The sequence below is a fragment of the Nostoc sp. UHCC 0251 genome, from assembly GCF_034932245.1.
Lineage (GTDB): Bacteria > Cyanobacteriota > Cyanobacteriia > Cyanobacteriales > Nostocaceae > Nostoc.
Genome location: NZ_JAYGHD010000267.1, coordinates 1 through 1,558, shown reverse-complemented (window position 1 = coordinate 1,558; position 1,558 = coordinate 1). Strand labels below are relative to the sequence as shown.

The window sequence follows — 1,558 nt, the reverse complement described above, 5'->3', positions numbered from 1 at the left end:
CTAACACACCCTACAAATATTTAGATTTTTCAGAAATCAAATATGATTCCTATAGAGAGATTCTTATAGAGTCAGAAGGCTGGCACAACAAGCTGTAGCAAAAGAGGATGTAGATGCTCTGTGGGGGATTTGCCAAAAGGTAGGCTAGTACCACTGCGCGAAAGTCAAAAGTCAGAAATGGTAGCTTTATTTACGCGCTCGCTGTACTAGGATAAAGAACATTCTCCAAAAAACTGATACTATGCTCCTGAATCTTGATAAAGTTCGGCAATATTTTCCCGCACTAGCTGGTGAATGGACGTTTTTTGATAATGCTGGCGGGTCACAAACTCTGAAAAAAGTAGTAGATAGAATTAGCGAATACCTCTTGAGTTCTGATGTCCAGTTGGGAGCTTCTTACGCAGTTTCTCAACTTGCAGGAGAACGAGTGGCTTTAGCAACTAGGCAAATGGCTACTTTCATTAATGCCAATTCTTATAAAGAAGTGGTTATGGGCCCGTCTACTACAATGATGTTGAAAGTTCTTTCAATTTGTTTGGGTCAAACCTTTACGCCTGGTGATGAAATTATTGTTACTAATTGCGACCATGAGGCCAATATTGGTGCTTGGGTAGCTCTTGAAAAACAAGGAATGAAGGTTAAAGTGTGGCAAATTCGCCCAGATACCTTGGAACTTCATTTAGCAGATTTAGAACCATTGATGAGCCAGCGAACAAAACTAGTAGCCTTGACTCATGCTTCTAATGTTCTGGGAACCATTAACCCGATCAAAGAAATTGCTGCATTTGTACACGATCGCAATGCGATGATTTGTGTGGATGGTGTAGCTTATGCACCCCACAGATTAGTTGATGTCCAAGATTTGGATGTTGATTTCTATACTTTGAGTTTTTATAAAGTTTATGGGCCACATCATGCTTTACTTTATGGCAAAAAAGAGCATTTATTAAGATTACCCGGTCTTAACCATTATTTTATTGAGCAGACAGATATACCTTATAAATTTCAGTTAGGGAATGTCAATTTTGAATTAAGTTATGGAATGTTGGGTTTATGCGATTATCTAAGTGAGTTAGCACAACTGCACTACGGCGATCAAACTGCACCTGATTTGAGAAACCAAATGGTGCAGGCATTTGATTTAATGAGCATACATGAAGAACATATTAGCGATCGCCTCTTAAATTACCTCAACAGTAAGTCTAATGTGCGAGTGATTGGTAAATCAAAAGCTGACCGTAAATTCCGTGTGCCAACTATATCTTTTGCGGTAGATGCAATGAATAGCTCAACCATCCCTGTAAAAATTGACCAACATTATATTGCGATTCGCTACGGAGACTTTTATGCTAAACGGCTGATTGATTACCTGGGTTTAGCGTCCCAAGGTGGAATAGTCCGGGTGAGTATGGTGCATTACAACACTCTTGAGGAAGTTAACAGCTTGATTGAGGCTTTTGAGCAGGTATTTTAAAATTGGGGATTGGGGATTGGGCATTGGGAATGGGGAAAGGGAAAGGGGTAAGGGGAAAGGTTAAATTTATCCCTTTACCCTTTC

The 1,558-nt window shown here is 39.7% G+C and carries 1 protein-coding gene; it reads left to right on the top strand.

Annotated features, from left to right (window positions below):
* Positions 1 to 241: 241 nt before the first annotated feature.
* Positions 242 to 1,474, top strand: a complete 1,233-nt coding sequence (locus tag VB740_RS18115) for a cysteine desulfurase-like protein (protein ID WP_323201343.1) — start codon at positions 242 to 244, stop codon at positions 1,472 to 1,474.
* Positions 1,475 to 1,558: the final 84 nt, after the last annotated feature.